We start from the raw sequence: 19,568 nt of genomic DNA on the forward strand, positions 1-19,568 counted from the left end.
GCTCTTGCTAATGGGAGCTGAGTCAACAAGGATTCATAGATGAGCCTGAACTTTCTAGAATTTGAAAAGCCTATCGCTGAACTTGAAGCAAAAATTGAAGCGCTACGTGACGTTTCTCGTCACGGTGGTGATGCTGCGGTAGATCTAGACAAAGAAATTGAACAACTAGAGAAAAAAAGCTTAGAGCTTAAACAGAAAATCTTTAGTGACTTAGGTGCATGGCAAGTGGCTCAACTTGCTCGTCACCCACAGCGTCCTTACACGCTAGATTACCTAGAGAACGTATTCACTGAATTTGAAGAGCTAGCGGGTGACCGTGCTTACGCTGACGACAAAGCGATCGTTGGTGGTATGGCTCGTCTAAACGGTCGTCCAGTTATGGTTATTGGTCACCAAAAAGGTCGTGAGACTAAAGAAAAAGTAATCCGTAACTTTGGTATGCCAAAACCAGAAGGTTACCGTAAGGCGCTTCGCCTAATGGAAACGGCTGAGCGTTTCAACATGCCAATCATTACTTTCATCGATACTGCAGGTGCATACCCAGGTGTTGGCGCAGAAGAGCGTGGTCAATCTGAAGCGATCGCGAAGAACCTAAAAGTAATGGCGGGTCTAACGGTTCCTGTTATCTGTAACGTTGTTGGTGAAGGTGGTTCAGGCGGTGCTTTAGCTATCGGTGTTGGCGACTACGTGAACATGCTTCAGTACTCAACATACTCAGTAATCTCTCCAGAAGGTTGTGCATCAATTCTATGGCGTGACTCAGACAAAGCACCACAAGCAGCAGAAGCAATGGGCCTAATTGCTCCTCGTCTAAAAGAGCTTGAGCTTATCGATGAGATCATCCCAGAGCCGTTAGGTGGCGCACATCGTGATCCTATCCAAATGGCTGAGAACATGAAAGAGACGCTAGTTAAGCAGCTTGAAGAGCTAGAGCAATTTGATAACGATACGCTACTAGAGCGTCGTTACCAGCGTCTAATGAGCTACGGTTACTGCTAATTGCTAATTGTGTATTGCCTGTAATAAAGCAGGCTCTAAACGTTTGAATGAAAGGGTTGGACTCAGTGCCAACCCTTTTTTATTATTATTGCATTACTCTCAACCGCCAAACTCTAATGTCTCAGCTATATCAAGCGTTCTCATCTGCACTCGAAATTCATTCATCTTCTATCAATCGAATTGTTATCGCATTCAGTGGCGGTGTTGATTCACGAGTGTTGTTAGAGTTGACTGCTCGTTATGGTAAAGAGCAAGGCATTGAGTGCATTGCCGTTCATGTTCATCATGGCTTGAGCACCAACGCCGATGTTTGGGTAGAACAATGTCAGCAATGGTGTTTAGAGTCAGCTGTTAAGCTTTATGTCGAGCGAGTCTCTCTAGATACATCAAGCAGTGAAAGCCTAGAAAAGCTTGCTCGAGATGCACGTTATGGGGTGCTAAAAGCACACCTACGTAAGGGCGATATTTTGCTTACCGGGCAGCATCAAGATGATCAGCTAGAGACGTTTTTGCTTGCGTTAAAGCGAGGCAGTGGACCTAAAGGTCTATCTTCAATGGCAAAAGTGATGCCGATTGATGAAGCCTTTTTGATTCGCCCCTTGCTTGGTGTTTCTCGCCAAGAGATAGAAGCGTTTGCTAGTCAAAGCGGGCTTGAATGGGTCGAAGATGAAAGTAATCGAGATCAGCGCTTTGACCGAAACTTCATTCGTCATGAGGTGACACCTAAGCTGGTGGCGCGCTGGCCCTCTTTCCCTGACTCGGTTACTCGCAGTGCGCAATTATGCGCTGAGCAAGAATTACTGCTCGATGAATTGCTGGTTCCTAAGTTGAACCAAGCACTTGGCCATTATCATAGTTTGAAAATTGAAAGCTTGTCAGAGTGTTCAAGCTTGATGCGCGCACGGCTACTAAGAATGTGGCTAGCTGACAATGGTCTAGTTATGCCAAGTCAGAAGCAATTAGAACTGTTGTGGAGTGAGGTCGCTTGTGCACAGCAAGATGCAAATCCAGTTTTGGTGTTAGGTCATGCCGAAGTGCGACGCTTTGACAACAAGCTGTTTATTATCGAATCTCGATCTTCATTAGAATCTTGGCAAGCTGAGTTACAAGTGGGCCAGTCTCTGAAATTACCCGATAGTCTAGGCTCCCTATCATTAAGCGTCATCGGCAACGAGTACTCGAAAGAGACAAAAGGCGCGCTCAATTTCTCACTGTCCAATGCTTCTGGCCCATTAAAAGTGATATTTAATCCTGAAGGTTTAGTGGCTCACCCTGTGGGGCGAGGGCATAGCCGAAAAATGAAAAAACTGTTCCAAGAATATAAGGTACCGAGTTGGCTACGCAGAAGAACACCGATACTCATGGATGGAGAGCATGTAGTAGCGGTGATGGGACTTTTTGTTGATAGGCGCTACCAAGGCCAAGATTGTGAAGCTGTCTGGAGCAAGTAATAGAACTTTGTGGCACAATTTAAAGGCACTTATATCAATAATAATCAATGGAATAAGCAATGAAGAAGATAGCAGTAGGATTTGTCCTTGGACTGGGACTATTAAGTGGCAATGCTCTAGCAGGTGATGTTGCAGCAGGTCAGGCAAAAGCAGCAGTGTGTGCAGCTTGTCACGGTGCTGACGGTATTGCGGTGATCCCAGGTTACCCAAACCTGAAAGGTCAAAACGAGCAGTACCTTGTTACATCAATTAATGCTTACAAAAACAAGCAACGAAATGGCGGCCTTGCTGCTGTGATGCAGGCTCAGGCTGCAATGTTAAGCGATGCAGATATCGCGAACCTTGCGGCTTACTATGCAAGCCTAAAATAGTTTTACATGTGAATGTGATTTCTAAGCCAGTGCTTGTTAGCGCTGGCTTTTTTCATTGAATGTTTATGATAGCTATTCGATAATGGGCTATTCGTAGAGTTTAAGGGATGAACATGAAAAAGATTGAAGCCATTATCAAGCCATTCAAACTTGATGATGTACGTGAAGCACTGGCTGAAGTGGGTATTACGGGCATGACGGTATCTGAAGTAAAAGGCTTTGGACGTCAAAAAGGCCATACTGAGCTTTACCGTGGTGCAGAGTACATGGTTGATTTTCTTCCAAAAGTAAAACTAGAAATCGTAGTGACTGACGAAGTGGCGGATCAATGTGTTGATACCATCATCGAGACAGCACAGACCGGTAAAATCGGCGACGGTAAGATATTCATTACCGACGTTGAGCGTGTGGTTCGTATCCGCACTGGCGAAGAAGACGAAGACGCCGTTTAAAAAAACATTTACCCTAAAAGGAGCGATTATCGCTCCTTTTTCATTTTTTAGGGCGTGGTGTATGTTGAAGAAAATATTGCTTGGCTTTGCTGTTGGCTCTGCGCTTGTGTTTGCGAGCTTTAAATTGATTTTCAAGATTCCTACTCAACCCAATCTTGTCACTGATTCTCCTACCATCAGCAATGACGTTTATAGCTGCTATCAAAACTCAGCACCACAAGCGCTAGATGTCACGAATGGGTTGAACGTGACGGTATGGAATATCTACAAACAGAATCGTGATAACTGGCGCATTGCCCTTAACGCATTGACCAATGAGAGCCAGTTGGTGCTGCTTCAAGAGGCGAGCATGAGCGAAGAGATGCAATCTTGGATAACAAGTGGCTTATGGGGTAGCAATCGCGTCAACGCATTTGAGGCGTTTAATAAAAGCGCTGGGGTGCTAAATCTTGCCTCGCATCTTCCTATTGAGGCTTGCGCTTACACTCATGAAGAGCCTTGGTTACAGTTACCGAAATCGGCACTATGGTCGCGTTATCAATTGAGTAATGGGGAGCAGCTTGCGGTAGTAAACATTCACGCGGTCAACTTTACTCTGGGCACCGAAGACTATGTACAACAGCTATCGGCACTGACATCAATATTGCGAGAGTACCGTGGTCCAATTATCTTTGCTGGAGATTTTAACAGTTGGAGTGAAGCCCGCTTTGAGGCTTTACAGAAAGCTTTGAGTGAGGTTGGTTTAGCTGAGGTTACTTTTACACCAGATCATCGAACTCAGTTCGTGACTGGATTAGTGCTGGACCATATCTTCTATCGCGGTCTGACCGTGAGAAACGCAAAAGCGCCCGAATCGGACGCTTCTGATCATAACCCTATGCAGGTTACGTTTGATGTTCAGTAATCAGACTGAATTAAGACACTAGAATATACAGCGCCCAGATTAGGTAGTAGCCGACCCAAGGCAGTGCCGAGATTACCAGTGCTTGACCACGTTCAAACTCAGTCCAAGTGAGTACCGCTGCGTAACCGAGTACGATGTACCAAGGCAGCAACAGTGGGAATGAGCTTGCAAACTGTGACCAATCATTGGTTAGTGGCAGCTTAATCAGACCATTAATGCTGTTCAGGTCAGCAGCGTAGTTCATTACCTGACCATGCTTAAGCAGCAGGCTTGCGTAGCTAGCAATATCGCCGATCACGGCTGGGAAGGTGATCACTGCAGAGGCAGCAAACCATTTCCAGTAGCCGTGTTGATGCTGACTTGGTTTGGTTGCTAGGTTGAACCAGAAAGCTAACATTGCAATAGTCAGCGTACGACCAAAGACATCACTGATGATTTCACTGGCAAGCAGTGTATTGCTATCAAGTAACTCCAATTGATCCGGGTTAGTTTGTGCAAGTTGGCGAGTCAACTCTGCACTTAACCAGGTGAAATCTACGTTAGAAAAATAGGCACCCCAAAATAGAAATGGGCTGAGCATTAAGACAACGTAGGGTTGCCACCCCCAGGCTCCTCGCTGATACAGCGCTAGGAAACACGCGGTTGGAGAACGGAAAATATCCAACAGCATTACGAGTGGGTTACTTGACGGGTTCATACACTTACCTTAGTTACATCAACATACAGCTTGAGCTTTTGGCCTGGCTGCAAGTACTTCTTGTTTTGCAAAGTGTTCCATTTTACAACATCCGAAGTTTTTACTTTGAACTTTGATGCAATACCGCTGACTGTGTCACCAGATTTTACGCTGTAGTAGACAGTTCGTATGATCGCGCCATCAGAACTGTTCTTCCAAATGACTAGATTTTGACCAATGCGTAGTGTGTCTCGTGGCCCCATGCCGTTCCATTTAGCAAGAGATTGGTGAGAGACTTTATTGGCACGTGCAATCGTCCATAGGCTATCGCCACTTTTTACAGTGTGGGTCAGTTTGTATTGTCCACGGCTTTTCGACTGTGTATTGGCCAAGCGGTTAGAGGCGCTTAGGGCATAGACTTTGTCATCTTTAGTTGATGACGGGATCATTAGGTGCTGACCAACGCGGATGTTGTTGTTGGACATGCCATTGGCACTGCGAATGACTTTGCTGGTGGTGTTGTAACGCTGAGCAAGTACGCTGATGCTATCGCCTGACTTCACCTTATAGCGGACCAGTTTCATGCCTTTACCCTTGTTCGCAGCCACTTCTTTGTTGAACTGTTCAACCGAATTGATTGGAAGAAGGAGTTGTTGGTGTTTCTCCGGCGCAGTTGCCCATTGGTTGTAAGCAGGGTTGTAACTTTGTAGTTCTTTTACTGGGATGCCCGCGTAGTTGGCCGCAATCGCCAGATCAAGCTGCTCTTGAGGGTTCACTAGCTTAAGAACGGGTTTGTTGGCAATAGGTGGAATGTCGATGCCGTACTTTTCTTGGTTGGCAATCACATCTGCTAGAGCCAACAGTTTTGGCACATAGCCACTGGTCTCTTTCGGAAGGTCGAGAGAGAAGAAATCTGTCGGCTTACCCAACTTCTTGTTCTTGCGGATCGCGCTATTTACGCGACCACCGCCGCTATTGTAAGCAGCAATAGCGTGGCTCCAATCACCATCAAAGCGCTTATTTAGTGATTCTAAGTACTCAAGAGCTGCATCAGTTGACGCTGCAACATCTCGGCGGCCGTCGTACCAGAAGTTCTGTTCAAGGCCATAGTATTTACCGGTACCTGGGATGAATTGCCACAAACCGGCAGCACTACCATGAGAGTAGGCAAACGCGTCAAATGAGCTCTCTACGACAGGGAGTAGAGCAAGCTCAAGCGGTAGGCCTTTCTCTTCAATCTTTTCTGTGATCAAGTAGAGGAAAGGTTCAGCTCGTTTCGATACGGTTTTTAGGTGGTTAGGGTGCTTCAAATACCAAGTGCGGTAGTAGTCGACTTTTTTGTGGTTAGGTACATCCATTTCAAGTTGCATCGCAATGCGTTTCCAAACATCTTGTTGTGTTTGTGGAGTTACGACAGGTGCTTCAACTTTCGGTTGTTCTTTTTCTGCTTTGGATACGGAAACTTCTGATTGAGAAATCTCTTTCGCAGGGGAGGTGTTGGTTTGCTCGGAAGCTTGGTCTTGATTATCTGGCTGAGTTAATTGGCAACCAGAAAGTAGTAATACCAAAGCCCAGCTGTACTTAACTCGCATGTTACAGCCTTTTTTTTAAACGGCTGCTGATAATACTTGTCACTCCCTATGAGTGACAAGTCTCTAATTGTTAAAATTCGTTCTTCCACGCACGTAGCGCTGTAAATACTGAAAGAGCATCCGTTTGCTCAGTTCTATTAGACACTGATTTAATTACACTTGGTTCGCTGTAACGAAGGAATGGGTTGATCCACTTCTCTAAACGCAAATTTGTCGGAATGGTCGACTTATTTTGTGCGCGTAAACGGTTCACGTCGTCGCGGTATTGCTGAAGTTGCATATTGTCAGGTTCAACCGCAAGGGCAAACGCGATATTAGCTGCTGTGTACTCATGGGCGCAGTAGACCTCAGTCTCTTGAGGCAGTGCAGTGATCTTATTTAAGGCGTCAAACATCTGCTTTGGCGTACCTTCCATGATACGACCACAACCAGCAGAGAAGAGTACATCACCACAGAATAACTTACCGTCGCCCACATAACCGATGTGGCCTGCAGTATGGCCACTTAAGCCAAGTACTAAGAACACTTCGCCGAACAGCTCTAACTGATCACCATCGTCGACTGGATGAGTTAAGGTTGGGATGGGCTCGTTTTTAGGGCCAACAACATCAATGGTTGGGAATTGTCTTACTAACTCTGGAACGCCACCGATGTGATCGTTGTGGTGGTGCGTAATTAAGATTGCATCTAAAGTTAGCTCATGGCGCTCTAAGTATTCAAGCACTGGAGCCGCATCACCAGGATCGACAACAGCACAACGACGATCGCTATTTTCAATCAGCCAGATGTAATTGTCATTGAATGCAGGTATGCTTTTGATATGTAACATTATTGGTTCTCCAGTCACTTTTAGTGCGACAGAATAAGTGAGACAGATTATTGATGAAGCCAGCACGCAGCCGTAAGAAATTTGAGCGACCTTATACTTGGGAACAATTACACAATGGCCCTTGGCTCCGCGAGTCTATTCAAACTCGTCTGGATGAATGGTGCCCCAAGCTGTTTGGCTATCATATGCTCAAGCTCGGCGGTCTCAGTTGCGAGATATCCAGCTGCACGTGCAATATTCAACATCAAGTAAATCTAGATATCCAGAACCCTTTACATAATGTGATTGCAGATGACTACAATTTGCCCTTTTTAGAGAAGAGCTTTGATGTTGTCGTCCTTAGTCATCAACTAGATTATAGCAATGACCCTCACCGGATGTTGCGGGAAGTCGATAGAGTGATGATGGATGATGGTTATCTGATTGTCACTGGGTTCAATCCATTCAGCTTTACAGGGCTCGCAAGCTTATTGCCGTGGCGCAAAAACAGTCTACCTTGGAGCGGCAGAATGTACACGCCAAACCGAGTTAAAGATTGGTTAGGCGTCCTTAATTATCAAGTCATTCATTGCGATACCTATGCATTGTTCCCAATGAGCCGCTATCGCGCGTTTTGGACATGGCTTGAGAACAGCCTCGGCAGCTGTGCTTCGGTTGCAGGTAGCCAGTACTTTATTGTGGCGCGTAAACGCACATACCCAATTAAGCCAATTAAACCTCACTGGCACCTTAAACGACGTTTTTCTCCGGTCGGTGCGAGCTTCAGAGCTGGAGTTCGCAGCACGTCTCTTGAATCGTCTTCATTATCCAACGGTAATAAAAAAGCCGACTGATGGTCGGCTTTATCGCGTTTACGTTTTGTTGGCTTTGTATTGCAGTCGGATCATGTAACAGAATGAACGACTAATCGAGTTAACGAGCTTGTTCAAGAAGCTTAGCTCGCTTGGTAACCCGTATCTTCTTCAGTCGGGTTTTCTGCAGCGGTGCGCGCTAGCTCATCACACATCTCATTCTCACGATGACCCGCATGGCCTTTAACCCAGCGCCAGTCTACTTGATGACGTGCCGTCTCTTTATCGAGGAGCTGCCAGAGGTCGGCATTTTTTACCGGCTTTTTATCAGCCGTTTTCCAGCCGCGCTTCTTCCAGTTGTGGATCCATTGGGTGATGCCTTGGCGAACGTATTGGCTATCGGTAGTTAGGATAACAGCACAAGGCTCTTTTAAGGTTTGCAGAGCGACAACCGCAGCCATCATCTCCATTCGATTGTTTGTTGTTAACGAGTAGCCCTTTGCGAGAGTTTTTTCAGTCTGCTTATAACGGAGTACAATCCCATAGCCGCCAGGGCCCGGATTTCCGAGACACGAACCATCAGTGAAAATTTCAACTTGTTTCGTCATGATTTGATACTATTACCTCAAGCACATTATCGGCATAGTCTGACACAGTTATCCTTATGAATACCAGTAACAATTCTGAACACCACTCAAACGCTGAAAATAAGCGTATTGTTGTACTCGATACCGAAACCACGGGTATGAACACCGAGGGTGGACCGCATTACCTAGGGCACCGCATTGTCGAGATCGGTGCAGTAGAGATCATTAACCGTAAACTGACTGGGCGTCATTTCCACGTCTACATCAAGCCCGATCGTGCGATTCAAGAAGAGGCGATTGGCGTTCACGGTATTACCGATGAGTTCTTGGTTGATAAACCTGAATACCAAGATGTTCATGAAGAGTTTCTCGAGTTTATTAAAGACGCAGAACTGGTCGCGCACAACGCGCCCTTCGATACCGGCTTTATGGACTACGAGTTTGAGAGACTCGACCCAAGTATAGGCAAGACCGACGATTACTGTAAGGTCACCGATACCCTTGCCATGGCGAAGAAGATCTTCCCAGGTAAGCGTAATAACCTCGATATTCTCTGTGAACGATACGGTATTGATAACTCTCACCGAACGCTCCATGGGGCTTTGCTCGATGCGGAGATCCTAGCCGACGTTTACTTGTTAATGACAGGTGGACAAACCTCACTGCAATTCAATGCGGGTCAGCAAGAGGGTGCAGCTGAAGGTATCCGTCGTGTCGAAAGTGGACGAAAATCGCTAAAGGTTTTGCGTGCAACGGCCGATGAATTAGAAGCGCATAAAAATCGTTTAGATCTCGTCGAGGAGAGTGGAAGCTGCCTCTGGCGTCAGTAGGGAGAGAGTATGTTTAAGGCATTGGCTTGGAGTTGCTTGTTACTTATTAGTATCGGTGTACAGGCGGCAACAGAGTCCTCAATTCGACTCTTGGATAACCGCTTTAGAGTAGATCCAAGTATTGAACAGATTACATTTGTTATCTATCGAGCCGACAATTCTCAACCTGTAGTATTGGTGCGTCCGGATGGTAAAAAATACTATTCGTGGCGCAACGCAGACAATGTTCGTTGGTACCAAGAGTCATCGATGGACATTGTCTCAATTGACCACCCTATGCCAGGCCCTTGGCAGGCAGTAGGGAAAGTGTCTCCGAAGAACAACATTAAGTTGCTGTCTCACCTGGTGCTTGATGCCAAGCAGTTCCCAGACAAACTCTATCAAACCGAAGTTCTGAAATTCACGGCTCGTCTGACTTCTGATGGTAAACCTCTAGTACTTCGTGATTTTCTGGATAGAGTTAACCTCAAGGTGACCTTTACCAAATACATTGAAAACGAAGATGCCTTGGTTCGAGAAGCTCGTCCTGTGCCCGTCATCATGGGTGAATTTGCCGATAACGGTGAAGACCTTGATGAGAAAGCCGGTGATGGTGTGTTCACTGTTGCGTTACCTATTGATATTGAACCGGGTAAGTATCGCGCTCGAATCACATCTGGAAACGGGGTATTCCTTCGAGCTCAAGAGCAGCAAGTCCTTGTTTATCCGTCACCGATCTCAACCACATTTATTCAGTCTCGCAAAGAGGGCTCACCGCACACGATCATTGTATCCGGCGAGCAGGGTATGATTGCACCAAGCTCGTTGGCTACTCATATCGAGCACATTGCGCCAGACGAGTATGTCTCTTATCAGCAAGGACAAGCAGCGACTGACGGTATGAAAGTCTCGATGGAGGTTCCCTACGTTGGTGAACTGGGAATTTACTCTTGGTCTGGACGTGTATTTGCAACGGACGCTTCAAGCCAACGTCCGCTGATGTTCCCAATTAAACAACAAACCTACAGTGTCGTTGAAGATATTGATTTAGCGGAGTCTCGTCGCTTACAGGAAGAGGCTTTAGCTGAGCAAAAACGTATTGCTGCTGAGCAGCTGTTGTTGAAGCAGCGTGAAGAAGAGCGACAACGCAGCATGATCATTATCGGTGTTGGTAATGTTGTGGCCATTTTACTTGGGCTGCTGATTTGGTTTGTCGTTCGTAAAATTAGAGCCAAGAAGCAAGCACAGCCAGAGATGCAGTTATCGGTACCTAAGTCTTAGTCGTTACAAGCTTAAAGCTGTCTTTGATGTTATTACTGCAAGATAGCGTAGTGATCTTTTGATTGCCGCTATTGGGTGGTTACTGTTTGTTAGCGCTCAAACCAGTTGAGCTGGTGGGGGATTCAACGCTGATTATTACCTCCTCTGAGAGCTCTTCAATTTGCCAAAATTAAGTATAAAAAAACGGGACTCAATGAGTCCCGTTTTGCTTCTAATATCAACTGTTATAACTAGGCAACATTAACCCTACGCGACGTTATCAATCGATGTCTCTGGGTATTGAGGCTTTGCTGCTAGTTCCTCAGGAGCGAAGTCGTCAACGTTAATGGTGTACAGACGATGTTCTTCAGCACTCTTCAGTAGAGCCGCCTCTTCGTTAGTTAAGATACCTTTGTCTAAACCAATCTCAGCTACTAGGTCTAAGCGTAGGAACGGACGTCGTTGACTCGTTTCTTTACACACCTTATCAAATAACGGCTCAGCCTCTAGAATCACTTCTAGCGCACGCTCAATCTTACCGACCGCGTTGTGTTCAGTTGGTGCAAGGAACTGTCCGCGACCAAGGCGAGAGCGAGTTGCGCTTGGAGTTTGGATGATTTGAGCCACTTGGCTATCTAGCTTGTCACTTGGAGCACGGCGAATACGGCCAAATGGCAACAAGATAACGCGCAGTAGACGACCGACAACTGGGTTAGGGAAGTTCGCTAGGAACTCATCAATAGCAACTTCTGTTTGACGAAGGCTGTCTTGCATACCCCAGTGAACCAAAGCCAGATCTTCTTTATTGCTTCCTTCACTTTCAAAGCGTTTTAGAGTCGCTGAGCCAAGGTATAGCTGACTCAAAATGTCACCTAGACGAGCAGATAAACGCTCTCTACGTTTCAGTGAACCACCCAGTACCGCCATCGAGATGTCAGATAGTAGTGCTAAGTTGGCACTGTAGCGATTCAGTTGCTGGTAGTAACGCTTAGTATCTTTATCTGCTGGTGTGCTTGAACCACGACCATCAGTCAAACCAAACCATAGGCTGCGGACTAGGTTACTCATGGTGAAGCTAACATGCCCTGCGAGTGCGCTATCGAACTTATCGAGTGCATCACTGCTTTCAGAGTAGGCAGCATTCATCTCTTCCAGTACATAAGGATGACAACGGATAGCACCTTGACCATAGATGATCATAGAGCGAGTTAGGATGTTGGCACCTTCTACGGTGATCGCAATTGGTGAACCTTGGTAACCACGTGCTAAGAAGTTCGATGGGCCTAAGCAGATACCTTTACCGCCTACGATGTCCATTGCATCAATGATGCTGCGTTGGCCACGGTGAGTACAGTGGTACTTAACGATAGCTGAGATAACCGAAGGCTTTTCACCTAGGTCGATACCAGCAACGGTTAGATTGCTTGCCGCATCCATGACGTAAGCGTTACCCGCCAAGCGTGCCAACGGCTCTTCGACACCTTCCATACGACCGATAGGCTGTTTGAATTGGCGACGGATACGTGCATAAGCACCGGTTGCGAGAGCTGCCGTTTTCAGGCCACCTGTTGAGTTTGACGGTAGTGTGATACCACGTCCCACCGAAAGACACTCAACCAGCATACGCCAGCCTTGGCCTGCCATCTTCTGTCCACCAATAATGAAATCCATTGGAACGAACAGGTCTTGAGCTTGAGTAGGTCCATTCTGGAATGGAACGTTCAATGGGAAGTGACGATTACCAATTTCAACACCCGGAAGGTCGGTTGGGATAAGTGCACAGGTAATACCAAGGTCTTGTGTGTCACCGAGCAAGCCGTCAGGGTCGCGCAGTTTGAATGCTAAGCCAAGAACCGTTGCCACAGGCGCTAGAGTGATATAGCGCTTGTTCCATGTGAGGCGCATACCCAGTACTTCTTCACCTTGCCACTCGCCTTTACATACGATGCCGTAATCAGGAATTGAGCCAGCGTCTGAGCCTGCCTCTGGGCTAGTCAGAGCGAAACAAGGGATCTCTTTACCTTCCGCTAGGCGAGGTAAGTAGTGATTCTTTTGCTCTTCAGTACCGTAATGTTGTAGCAATTCACCGGGACCTAAAGAGTTAGGTACGCCTACGGTTGATGATAGAACGCTAGAAACACCAGTCAGCTTTTGTAGTACCAATGATTGTGCGTATGCAGAGAACTCTAAGCCACCGTATTTCTTCTTGATGATCATCGCGAAGAATTTTTCATCTTTCAGATATTGCCAAACTTCTGGTGGCAGATCTGCAAGCTCATGAGTTACTTGGTAATCACTCACCATCTCACACACAGTATTTACTGGGCCGTCTAAGAAAGCTTGTTCTTCTGCGGATAGTTTAGGATCTGCGATGTTCTGCAGCTTCTTCCAATCTGGCTTGCCTTTAAACAGCTCTGCTTCCCACCAAACTGTACCCGCTTCCAATGCCTCTTTTTCTGTTTGAGACATAGCAGGTAGCACTTTCTTAAAGACAGTCAGTGCTTTTTGGCTAATGAGTGTTTGTCTAATTGCTGGAATAGCAAAAATAGCGACAGCAAGTAGGTAGCTCAGCCAACCCGTCATGCCGACATCAGCGGCGAAGGTCAGAGCAAACATAGTGGCAGTTAATGCCACGAGTGCACGAGTGATGGTGACTCGATGGTACAGGCAGACACTTAGTACGATGGTCATGCACAGTAGAGAGAGCAGTATGTTCATGATCGATTTCCTTTTCAGAGATCACTTATTGTTTTGGTTTAGGTAAGAGGTCTAACCAGTTAAGTGTAAACAAAGTATTAAATATTTGTAAAACTCTAATTTGAGCAAAAAGTGATCTCTGTAGAGTTAAAGTTCTAATTGTGAGAGGTGTGTGGTGAATAAATGTGCGAATTGAAACCAGAACAACAATAAAGGTGGCAATCTTTTGGCTTAACTGTCGACACTCTTAAATGTTTGTGGGTAAACTCAAGTAAAAGGGGGAAACAACCTCCATTCTCATTTCGCGTATGCTTAAGTGACGCACATACATATAAGAGATAAGCCTTATGTACCAAGACCTAATCAAAAGTGAATTAAACGAAGCTGCTGAGGTTCTGAACAAGTTTTTAAGTGATGATCACAACATCGCGCAAATTGAAGCTGCCGCTAAGATGATTGCTGATTCTTTCAAACAAGAGGGTAAAGTACTTTCTTGCGGTAATGGTGGTTCGCACTGTGACGCTATGCATTTTGCGGAAGAGCTAACAGGTCGCTACCGCGAGAACCGTCCAGGTTATGCAGGCATCGCTATTTCTGACCCAAGCCACCTTTCTTGCGTAAGCAACGACTTTGGTTACGATTTTGTTTTCTCTCGCTACGTTGAAGCGGTTGGCCGTAAGGGTGACGTGTTATTCGGTCTATCAACGTCTGGTAACTCAGGAAACATCCTGAAAGCAATTGAAGCAGCACAAGCGAAAGGCATGAAGACAATCGCTTTAACGGGTAAAGATGGCGGTAAAATGGCAGGCTGCGCGGATATTGAAATCCGAGTTCCGCACTTTGGCTACGCTGACCGTATCCAGGAAATTCATATCAAGATTATTCACATCATCATTCAACTTGTTGAAAAAGAGATGGAATAAAAAATTAACAATAGATTGGAGCTCTTTGAATTGAGCTCCATGTTTGGTTGAAGAGGGAGTAGGTTTAACCATGTGTGAATTGCTCGGCATGAGCGCTAATGTGCCAACGGATATTTGTTTTAGTTTTACTGGATTGATGCAACGTGGCGGTAAAACTGGCCCACACCGAGATGGTTGGGGCATTACCTTCTATGAAGGAAAAGGCTTTCGTACTTTTAAGGATCCGAATCCAAGCTGCGAGTCAAAGATTGCAGAGCTGGTTCAAAACTATCCAATTAAAAGCTGTGCTGTTGTCAGTCATATCCGTCAAGCAAATCGTGGTGGTGTTAACCTAGAAAATACTCATCCTTTTACTCGCGAGTTATGGGGTAAGTACTGGACCTTTGCTCACAATGGTCAGTTAACCGACTATGATGACCTTGAAAGTGGCCGTTTTCGCCCGGTTGGCCAGACAGACAGTGAGCTATCGTTTTGCTGGCTACTTAAGCAGCTAGAAGACCGTTTTCCTGAGCCTCCTCAAGATATGATGGGGATGTTCCGTTTTGTTGCAGAGTGCTGTGACAAGCTGCGTGAAAAGGGCGTATTTAATATGCTGCTGAGTGATGGCGAGTATGTGATGACATACTGCACCAATCACCTTTATTGGATCACACGGCGCGCCCCGTTTGGTAAAGCGAGCCTGATTGATGAAGATGTAGAGATCAATTTTCAGGAAGAGACCACGCCGAATGATGTGGTGAGTGTCGTCGCTACACAGCCATTAACGGATAATGAAGAGTGGGCGCGAATGAAACCTGGCGAGTTTGCACTGTTCCATTTCGGTGAGTTGATTGAGTCGAACCATCAAGCTTTAGCTGATGTGGCTTACGCTCCTAAAAAGGTGGCGAGCCAAGCTCCAACCGAACCCTTAGAGTAATACCAATCGTAGTAAATAACTGCTCACCCTAGCTTGCTAAAATGCTCGATAACTGCGTTAGAATTTTTGATTGTAGAATAACTACTTATCGAAAAATGCTGCCTTGCTCTCAAGCCTTTTTTCTGCGCTATTTCTGATCACTTACTTACTGTGATTGGTATATGCGTTACACCAAGCTCCAAATAACAAAGGCCGCAATGCGGCCTTTTTAGTATTCGAATTAGCATGTTTTATTAGCTATAAACACGTTTCTAGTCTTGTGCGTAGCCATGTTTGCCAAGCGTGTTTCCATCGAGTTCAGCACAACCCTCTTTCATCACTAATCTATCATCACAGAACCACTGACACACCAATGGGTAGATTTGGTGCTCTTGTGTCAGTACTCTGCTTGCCAATTCGTCTGCATCATCCTCTGCAAAAACAGGCACCTTAGCTTGTAAGATCACAGGTCCACCGTCTAGCTCTTCCGTGACAAAGTGGACACTGGTTCCGTGCTCTTTATCTTTGGCATCAATGGCTCTTTGGTGTGTGTGTAGCCCTGGATACTTCGGCAGCAGTGAAGGGTGAATGTTGATCATTTTCCCTAAATAATGACGAACAAAATCAGCACTCAGAATACGCATATAGCCAGCGAGAACAATTAAGTCTGGTTGATAGGCATCGATCTGTTGCATTAGCTCGCGATCGAACGCTTCTCTTGATTCGAATGATTTTGGATCAAGAGAGTGTGCTGGGACTTCTGCAGTACGTGCACGCTCTAAGCCATATGCCTCTGCTTTATTTGAGAAAACAGCTTTGATAGAAGCATTAATGTGCTGGTTCTGACAAGCATCAAGGATTGCTTGGAGGTTGCTTCCGCTTCCGGAGATCAAAACGACGATGTTTTTCTGAGGGGCATTATTTTTCATAGAGGTATCAAACGCGATGAGTGAGAGTAAATAACAATTTACCTACATATTTTAAGGTTTTCTAGGGCGTAAATAGCAGAATGAGGACCTAAAGTCCTCATTCTTAATTGTGCGAGCTAGCAATCAAGCTTAGTTGATTTCAACTTGCTCTTCACCTTCAGCCGCTTGTGCGATTTCACCAATCACCCAAGCATTCTCGCCTTCAGCTTTTAGCAGCTCAACAGCCGCTTCAGCTTGCTCTTTTGGAAGAGCAACGACTAGGCCAACACCACAGTTGAAAGTGCGGTACATTTCAAATGTTTCCACGTTACCTTTCTCTTGTAGCCAGTTGAAGATAGCTGGCCATTCCCAGCTTTTGCCGTCGATGACTGCTTTTGTACCTTCTGGAAGTACGCGTGGGATGTTTTCCCAGAAACCACCACCTGTGATGTGCGAGATAGCATGAATATCATGCTCTGCAATCATCTTAAGTGCTGACTTGATGTAAATCTTAGTTGGTTCTAGTAGGTGTTCACCAATGGTGCGACCTTTTAGCTCTTCGTTCATATCTGCACCAGATACTTCTAGTACTTTACGAATCAGAGAGTAACCATTTGAATGTGGGCCGCTTGAGCCTACAGCGATAAGCGCATCGCCCGCCGCAACTTTAGTGCCGTCGATGATGTCTGCTTTTTCAACAACACCAACACAGAAACCAGCTACGTCGTAGTCTTCGCCTTCGTACATGCCAGGCATTTCAGCAGTTTCACCACCGATAAGCGCACAGCCTGATTGCACACAACCTTCAGCGATACCAGAAACTACGTCTGCTGCGGTATCAACGTCTAGTTTGCCTGTTGCGTAGTAGTCTAGGAAGAATAGAGGTTCTGCACCTTGAACGATTAGGTCGTTCACACACATTGCCACTAGGTCGATACCTATGGTGTCGTGTTTTTTCATATCCAAAGCAAGGCGAAGTTTAGTACCTACACCATCTGTACCCGAAACCAGTACAGGCTCTTTGTATTTAGTTGGTAGTTCACATAGGGCGCCAAAGCCACCAATGCCACCCATTACTTCTGGGCGACGAGTGCGTTTTACAGCACCTTTAATACGATCTACTAGTGCGTTACCTGCATCGATATCAACACCAGCGTCTTTGTAGCTTAGAGAAGAATTATTACCGCTCACGGGATAGTCCTCGGTCTTAAGTTGGATGTGAAAACGGCGCTATTCTAACAGGGCTTGCTAAATAAGAGCAAACGTTTGCGTAAATTTTTTGCCAAATAAACATACTGAAAATGTGATAAAAACGATGTATAATCTGTGGGTTTATTTAAATATTGCCGGAGTTGGAAATGAAAGTTGTTGAAGTAAAACACCCGCTAGTTAAGCACAAGATTGGCCTGATGCGTGAAGGCGAAATCAGCACGAAGCGTTTTCGTGAACTAGCAACAGAGGTGGGTAGCCTTCTAACATATGAAGCGACAGCAGATTTCGAAACTGAGCGTGTAGAGATCAACGGCTGGAATGGTCCAGTAGAAGTTGACCAAATTAAAGGTAAGAAAGTAACAGTTGTGCCAATCCTACGTGCTGGTCTTGGCATGATGGATGGTGTACTCGAGCATATCCCAAGCGCACGTATCAGTGTAGTTGGTATCTACCGTGATGAAGAAACACTTGAGCCTGTGCCATACTTCAACAAGCTAGCGTCTAACATCGAGGAGCGTATTGCTCTTGTTGTTGACCCAATGCTAGCAACGGGTGGCTCAATGATCGCAACTATCGACCTTATGAAAGAGAAGGGTTGTAAGCACTTTAAGATTCTTGTTCTTGTTGCTGCGCCAGAAGGTATTGCAGCACTTGAGAAAGCACACCCAGATGTAGAGCTTTACACTGCGGCAATCGATGAGAAGCTAAACGACAAGGGCTACATTGTTCCTGGTCTAGGTGATGCTGGCGATAAGATCTTCGGTACTAAGTAATTCGGTTAGTTGTAGCGATATTTGCTACGACCAATAGTGAAAAAAGGGAGCGTATCATCCGATACGCTCCCTTTTTGTTTGTTCTCGATTTATTCGATTACTTGATTTGCGCTGTGTCTACAGAGTGGTTCTCACCTAGCTCTTCTGGCAATACAAGGTTTAGTAGGATTGCTACGATACCACACAAACTCACGCCCTGAAGGCTGAAATCGCCGATACCAAAAGCCATGCCGCCGATACCAAATACCAGTGTTACACCGACGATCACTAGGTTGCGTGATTTGTGTAGGTCAACTTGGTTTTTGATGAGCGTATTTAGGCCAACCGTTGCAATAGAACCAAACAGCAGAATCATAATACCGCCCATAACCGGAACCGGGATAGTTTGCAGCAAGGCACCTAGCTTACCAACCAGTGCAAGCACGATAGCGGTGACCGCAGCCCAAGTCATGATTACTGGGTTGAAGGCTTTTGTTAGCATCACTGCCCCCGTTACTTCACTGTAGGTTGTGTTCGGCGGAGCGCCCAGCATTGAAGCAGCAATCGTTGCCACGCCGTCACCGGTTATGGTGCGGTGTAGACCTGGTTTTTTAAGGTAGTCTTTACCCGTTACGTTCGAAATGGCCAGCATGTCGCCAACGTGCTCAACAGCAGGTGCGATAGCAACGAACACCATGAAGAAGATCGCATTGATGTTGAACTCTGGTGCCACAAAGTTAGGCATGGCCAACCAAGAGGCTTGAGCTACCGGAGTAAAGTCGACCGCGCCGTAGACTAGGCTTGTGATGTAACCCGCTACGATACCACCAAAGATTGGCAGCAGTTTTAAAAAGCCTTTAGCGAATACGCTAATAATGATGGTAACAATCAGTGAAATCGCTGAGATCCAAAGAGCCGCATCGGCATCCACCAGCTGTACTGCGCCGTCTCCAGTTTTACCCAGTGCCATGTTAACGGCTACCGGTGCTAAACCAAGACCGATAACCATGATCACTGGGCCAACTACCACTGGTGGTAATAGCTTATGGATAAAACCAACGCCGCGAACTTTAATTAGGCCACCCATCAGCACATAGACAACACCTGCCGCCATTAGGCCGCCCATTGTGGCACCTATGCCCCAAGTTTGTACGCCAAACATGATCGGTGCGATAAACGCGAAAGAAGAGGCTAAGAAAATTGGAACCGAACGGCGAGTAATGACTTGGAAGAGGAGGGTACCAATACCAGCACCGAACAGTGCAACATTGGGATCTAAACCGGTAAGTAGGGGGACTAATACCAGTGCACCAAAGGCGACAAAGAGCATTTGCGCACCTTGCAAAGCATTTTTCATGATAGGTCCTTGAGCTAATCGTGAAGTAAAAAATAAAATTCGCGGGATTTTATCACCTCGCAATCGATTGCTATATAGGTTGTGTCAAATTTATCGCTCATTT

General features: G+C 46.0%; 19 protein-coding genes. 11 read left to right on the forward strand and 8 right to left on the reverse strand.

The window, feature by feature from the left end; genetic code table 11:
• Positions 1 to 39: 39 nt before the first annotated feature.
• The 5 genes from accA (at position 40) to AC6R05_RS03220 (ending at position 4,177) form a co-directional block, all read left to right on the forward strand.
• On the forward strand, positions 40 to 999 hold the full coding sequence (gene accA, locus AC6R05_RS03200; protein WP_150869120.1) for an acetyl-CoA carboxylase carboxyl transferase subunit alpha: 960 nt from the start codon (positions 40 to 42) through the stop codon (positions 997 to 999).
• A gap of 116 nt (positions 1,000 to 1,115) precedes the next feature.
• The gene (gene tilS / locus AC6R05_RS03205) at positions 1,116 to 2,450 is read left to right on the forward strand and encodes a tRNA lysidine(34) synthetase TilS (RefSeq protein WP_285406536.1); all 1,335 of its coding nucleotides are present in this window, start codon (positions 1,116 to 1,118) and stop codon (positions 2,448 to 2,450) included.
• Positions 2,451 to 2,509: 59 nt separating this feature from the next.
• A complete protein-coding gene (locus tag AC6R05_RS03210; RefSeq protein ID WP_032551714.1) occupies positions 2,510 to 2,821 on the forward strand; it encodes a c-type cytochrome in 312 nt (103 codons plus the stop codon).
• 113 nt (positions 2,822 to 2,934) lie between these two features.
• Positions 2,935 to 3,273 (forward strand): nitrogen regulatory protein P-II, encoded by a 339-nt coding sequence (gene glnB, locus AC6R05_RS03215; RefSeq protein WP_004738609.1) that lies wholly within the window; start codon positions 2,935 to 2,937, stop codon positions 3,271 to 3,273.
• Positions 3,274 to 3,334: 61 nt separating this feature from the next.
• Complete coding sequence (locus AC6R05_RS03220; RefSeq protein WP_500646572.1) at positions 3,335 to 4,177, forward strand: endonuclease/exonuclease/phosphatase family protein; 843 nt, start codon at positions 3,335 to 3,337, stop codon at positions 4,175 to 4,177.
• Positions 4,178 to 4,187: 10 nt separating this feature from the next.
• Here AC6R05_RS03220 and AC6R05_RS03225 read toward each other — a convergent pair whose 3' ends face one another.
• The 3 genes from AC6R05_RS03225 to gloB form a co-directional block, all read right to left on the reverse strand.
• A complete protein-coding gene (locus AC6R05_RS03225) occupies positions 4,188 to 4,874 on the reverse strand; it encodes a YIP1 family protein (protein WP_032551716.1) in 687 nt (228 codons plus the stop codon).
• Entirely contained in the window at positions 4,871 to 6,445 is a 1,575-nt protein-coding gene (locus AC6R05_RS03230) for a LysM peptidoglycan-binding domain-containing protein (protein ID WP_150893728.1), read from the reverse strand. The genes AC6R05_RS03225 and AC6R05_RS03230 overlap by 4 nt, the downstream gene beginning before the upstream one ends.
• 70 nt (positions 6,446 to 6,515) lie before the next feature.
• Positions 6,516 to 7,274, reverse strand: coding sequence for a hydroxyacylglutathione hydrolase (gene gloB / locus AC6R05_RS03235; RefSeq protein ID WP_150869115.1), 759 nt, complete (start codon positions 7,272 to 7,274; stop codon positions 6,516 to 6,518).
• 53 nt (positions 7,275 to 7,327) lie between these two features.
• Between gloB and AC6R05_RS03240 the strand changes: the two genes are divergently transcribed.
• Complete coding sequence (locus AC6R05_RS03240) at positions 7,328 to 8,107, forward strand: class I SAM-dependent methyltransferase (RefSeq protein ID WP_500646573.1); 780 nt, start codon at positions 7,328 to 7,330, stop codon at positions 8,105 to 8,107.
• Positions 8,108 to 8,208: 101 nt separating this feature from the next.
• Here the strand turns inward: AC6R05_RS03240 and rnhA are convergent, their stop codons facing one another.
• Positions 8,209 to 8,673 (reverse strand): ribonuclease HI, encoded by a 465-nt coding sequence (rnhA, locus tag AC6R05_RS03245; RefSeq protein ID WP_032551720.1) that lies wholly within the window; start codon positions 8,671 to 8,673, stop codon positions 8,209 to 8,211.
• A gap of 56 nt (positions 8,674 to 8,729) precedes the next feature.
• Between rnhA and dnaQ the strand changes: the two genes are divergently transcribed.
• Both dnaQ and AC6R05_RS03255 read left to right on the forward strand, forming a co-directional pair.
• Entirely contained in the window at positions 8,730 to 9,482 is a 753-nt protein-coding gene (gene dnaQ, locus AC6R05_RS03250; protein WP_500646574.1) for a DNA polymerase III subunit epsilon, read from the forward strand.
• A gap of 9 nt (positions 9,483 to 9,491) precedes the next feature.
• A complete protein-coding gene (locus AC6R05_RS03255) occupies positions 9,492 to 10,742 on the forward strand; it encodes a TIGR03503 family protein (RefSeq protein ID WP_500646575.1) in 1,251 nt (416 codons plus the stop codon).
• Positions 10,743 to 10,988: 246 nt separating this feature from the next.
• Here AC6R05_RS03255 and fadE read toward each other — a convergent pair whose 3' ends face one another.
• Positions 10,989 to 13,439 (reverse strand): acyl-CoA dehydrogenase FadE, encoded by a 2,451-nt coding sequence (gene fadE / locus AC6R05_RS03260; protein ID WP_150869111.1) that lies wholly within the window; start codon positions 13,437 to 13,439, stop codon positions 10,989 to 10,991.
• Positions 13,440 to 13,765: 326 nt separating this feature from the next.
• On the opposite strand from fadE, the gene lpcA reads away from it, so the two are divergent.
• On the forward strand, positions 13,766 to 14,341 hold the full coding sequence (gene lpcA / locus AC6R05_RS03265; protein WP_032551724.1) for a D-sedoheptulose 7-phosphate isomerase: 576 nt from the start codon (positions 13,766 to 13,768) through the stop codon (positions 14,339 to 14,341).
• A gap of 70 nt (positions 14,342 to 14,411) precedes the next feature.
• On the forward strand, positions 14,412 to 15,257 hold the full coding sequence (locus AC6R05_RS03270; RefSeq protein ID WP_032551725.1) for a class II glutamine amidotransferase: 846 nt from the start codon (positions 14,412 to 14,414) through the stop codon (positions 15,255 to 15,257).
• A gap of 251 nt (positions 15,258 to 15,508) precedes the next feature.
• Here AC6R05_RS03270 and purN read toward each other — a convergent pair whose 3' ends face one another.
• Both purN and purM read right to left on the reverse strand, forming a co-directional pair.
• A complete protein-coding gene (gene purN, locus AC6R05_RS03275) occupies positions 15,509 to 16,165 on the reverse strand; it encodes a phosphoribosylglycinamide formyltransferase (protein WP_500646576.1) in 657 nt (218 codons plus the stop codon).
• Between the two features lie 129 nt (positions 16,166 to 16,294).
• Entirely contained in the window at positions 16,295 to 17,335 is a 1,041-nt protein-coding gene (gene purM, locus AC6R05_RS03280; RefSeq protein ID WP_500646577.1) for a phosphoribosylformylglycinamidine cyclo-ligase, read from the reverse strand.
• Between the two features lie 167 nt (positions 17,336 to 17,502).
• On the opposite strand from purM, the gene upp reads away from it, so the two are divergent.
• Positions 17,503 to 18,129, forward strand: coding sequence for a uracil phosphoribosyltransferase (gene upp, locus AC6R05_RS03285; protein ID WP_255230131.1), 627 nt, complete (start codon positions 17,503 to 17,505; stop codon positions 18,127 to 18,129).
• Between the two features lie 97 nt (positions 18,130 to 18,226).
• On the opposite strand, the gene AC6R05_RS03290 is transcribed toward upp, so the two are convergent.
• Positions 18,227 to 19,465 carry a uracil-xanthine permease family protein gene (locus AC6R05_RS03290; protein ID WP_150869106.1) on the reverse strand — a complete coding sequence of 413 codons (1,239 nt, stop codon included), beginning with the start codon at positions 19,463 to 19,465 and terminating at the stop codon, positions 18,227 to 18,229.
• Between the last annotated feature and the right edge of the window lie 103 nt (positions 19,466 to 19,568).

This window comes from Vibrio sp. R11-SG3-ISO9 (assembly GCF_059834255.1).

What these genes read in the sequence shown, in the direction of transcription:
- upp (WP_255230131.1), top strand. Translation starts at nt 17,503, where the DNA reads ATGAAAGTTGTTGAAGTAAAACACCCGCTAGTTAAGCACAAGATTGGC.
- AC6R05_RS03230 (WP_150893728.1), bottom strand. Translation starts at nt 6,445, where the DNA reads ATGCGAGTTAAGTACAGCTGGGCTTTGGTATTACTACTTTCTGGTTGC.
- tilS (WP_285406536.1), top strand. Translation starts at nt 1,116, where the DNA reads ATGTCTCAGCTATATCAAGCGTTCTCATCTGCACTCGAAATTCATTCA.
- AC6R05_RS03255 (WP_500646575.1), top strand. Translation starts at nt 9,492, where the DNA reads ATGTTTAAGGCATTGGCTTGGAGTTGCTTGTTACTTATTAGTATCGGT.
- purN (WP_500646576.1), bottom strand. Translation starts at nt 16,165, where the DNA reads ATGAAAAATAATGCCCCTCAGAAAAACATCGTCGTTTTGATCTCCGGA.
- AC6R05_RS03290 (WP_150869106.1), bottom strand. Translation starts at nt 19,465, where the DNA reads ATGAAAAATGCTTTGCAAGGTGCGCAAATGCTCTTTGTCGCCTTTGGT.
- lpcA (WP_032551724.1), top strand. Translation starts at nt 13,766, where the DNA reads ATGTACCAAGACCTAATCAAAAGTGAATTAAACGAAGCTGCTGAGGTT.
- glnB (WP_004738609.1), top strand. Translation starts at nt 2,935, where the DNA reads ATGAAAAAGATTGAAGCCATTATCAAGCCATTCAAACTTGATGATGTA.
- accA (WP_150869120.1), top strand. Translation starts at nt 40, where the DNA reads ATGAGCCTGAACTTTCTAGAATTTGAAAAGCCTATCGCTGAACTTGAA.
- rnhA (WP_032551720.1), bottom strand. Translation starts at nt 8,673, where the DNA reads ATGACGAAACAAGTTGAAATTTTCACTGATGGTTCGTGTCTCGGAAAT.
- gloB (WP_150869115.1), bottom strand. Translation starts at nt 7,274, where the DNA reads ATGTTACATATCAAAAGCATACCTGCATTCAATGACAATTACATCTGG.
- dnaQ (WP_500646574.1), top strand. Translation starts at nt 8,730, where the DNA reads ATGAATACCAGTAACAATTCTGAACACCACTCAAACGCTGAAAATAAG.
- AC6R05_RS03225 (WP_032551716.1), bottom strand. Translation starts at nt 4,874, where the DNA reads ATGAACCCGTCAAGTAACCCACTCGTAATGCTGTTGGATATTTTCCGT.
- AC6R05_RS03220 (WP_500646572.1), top strand. Translation starts at nt 3,335, where the DNA reads ATGTTGAAGAAAATATTGCTTGGCTTTGCTGTTGGCTCTGCGCTTGTG.
- AC6R05_RS03240 (WP_500646573.1), top strand. Translation starts at nt 7,328, where the DNA reads ATGAAGCCAGCACGCAGCCGTAAGAAATTTGAGCGACCTTATACTTGG.
- fadE (WP_150869111.1), bottom strand. Translation starts at nt 13,439, where the DNA reads ATGAACATACTGCTCTCTCTACTGTGCATGACCATCGTACTAAGTGTC.
- AC6R05_RS03210 (WP_032551714.1), top strand. Translation starts at nt 2,510, where the DNA reads ATGAAGAAGATAGCAGTAGGATTTGTCCTTGGACTGGGACTATTAAGT.
- AC6R05_RS03270 (WP_032551725.1), top strand. Translation starts at nt 14,412, where the DNA reads ATGTGTGAATTGCTCGGCATGAGCGCTAATGTGCCAACGGATATTTGT.